We start from the raw sequence: 1,545 nt of genomic DNA, 5'->3' as shown, positions 1-1,545 counted from the left end.
CCCGAATCCACCGGCCGATGCGAGTGTGATCGTTTCGGAGGTTCGTGGGGGGTTGGCCGGTGGGTGGGTGTGGGGCATCCGCTGGTCTGCCCAGCTTTTCCACGTCTGTCCTGGTCGGGCCCTTGTGGGCGATGGTCGGGTTGGTCAGCGTGTCGGTGGCGGGTGGGTGGAGTCGAACAGGCTGCTGAAGGCGTGCTGCCATGGCCATCGGGACGGTAGGTGGAGTGTCAACCGGCGCGCGGTGCGGGCGAGTCTGGCGGGGACGTGGACCAGGTGCGTGCGGATCGTGGCCGTGGTCGCCTTCGCGTGGAAGGTCCCGGCGAGTGCGCCGGCGGCCCGCAGCAGGTTGTGCGTGATCGCCCAGAGGGTCAGCCAGGCGGCGTTGGCCTGGAAGTTTCCGGAGGGCAGGTGGGCCATTGCGGATGCCTTGCCGTCCGCGATGGCCTGCTCGATCGTGGCGTGCTGCCGGTGCTGGAGTTCGGCCCGCAGCGTCTCGAAGGGGCTGTCGGTGAAGACCGGGTGGTAGCGCCAGGAGGTGAACAACTCGCCCTGCCCGGCGGCGGTTTCGGCGTTGAGGCGGCGGACGCGGCGCACGATCAGCCGGGCGGTGACCTGCTCGGCCTTCCGGCGTCCGGTGAACGCCGTGTACTGGGTTTCGGCGACCTCGGCGTCGGAGACCAGCTCGCCGGTGGCGGTGTCGACGAACGCGTCCGGGTAGCGGATCGCCGTCCACGCGGTCTCGGGGATCGCGCCGATGGCGGCGGCGATGTGCGGGTTCATCCGCACCGTCACGGAGAAGCGGGCGTTTGCGCGGCGGCAGGCCGCGACGACGTCGGCGTTGTAGAACTGGCTGTCCCCGCGCACCACCACCGTTCCCGTCGCGCCGGCCTGCCGTGCTGCCGCGACGGCCTCGGCGGTGAACGGGCCCGCGCCGCGGGCGTCGGCGGCCTTCCCGCGACGCAGCCGCACCGCCGCGACCACCGGCCGCGCGAGCGGTGTCGACAGCGTGGCCAGGATCGGGTGGAGCGTGCGGACGCCCTTGAACCGCCCGACCTCGGCGCCCTGCTTGGCGCGTCCGTAGACGCGCCGGTGTGTGGGGTCGACATCGACGAACGCCACGGCGTCGACACCGGGGAGCAGAGGCGTCGATGCTGCGAGTCGGGCGAGGAACTCCCGGTGCACGGCGTGGAGTTGGCGGTTGTGGCCGTGGGTGAACGAGCGCAGGAACGTGCCCAGTGTCGACGGGGCGCGGACCCCGCGGAACAACCTGGCCGTCGCCCCGACGCGCAGCCGGTCGGCGTCGTCGATCGAGTCGGCGCCGGCGCACATCGCCGCGACCAGGCTCATCGCCTTCGCCGCCGCGTTCGCGCCGGCGCTGTTGCCGGCCCCGGCGATCCGGAGCCGGTCGGTGATCAGGCCCGGCAGGCCGAGCCGCTCGGCCAGGCGGACCAGCGGGGCCAGGCCCGCGTCCGCGACAAGGTTCGGCTCGTCGAACACGGCGGAGACGGCCGTCATGGCGTGAGAGGATTGCACTTCAGAGATGCC

The 1,545-nt window shown here is 72.4% G+C and carries 1 protein-coding gene; it reads right to left on the bottom strand.

All coding sequences use genetic code 11. From position 1 onward, the window contains the following. Positions 1-144 precede the first annotated feature (144 nt). Positions 145-1,533: an IS1380 family transposase gene (locus ACIHEI_RS37455; protein ID WP_396609991.1), complete on the bottom strand. Its 1,389-nt coding sequence runs from the start codon at positions 1,531-1,533 to the stop codon at positions 145-147. Positions 1,534-1,545 lie beyond the last annotated feature (12 nt).

Source organism: Kitasatospora sp. NPDC051984, assembly GCF_044593455.1.
Classification (GTDB): domain Bacteria; phylum Actinomycetota; class Actinomycetes; order Streptomycetales; family Streptomycetaceae; genus Kitasatospora.
This window is presented reverse-complemented; position numbering and strand designations above follow the sequence as displayed.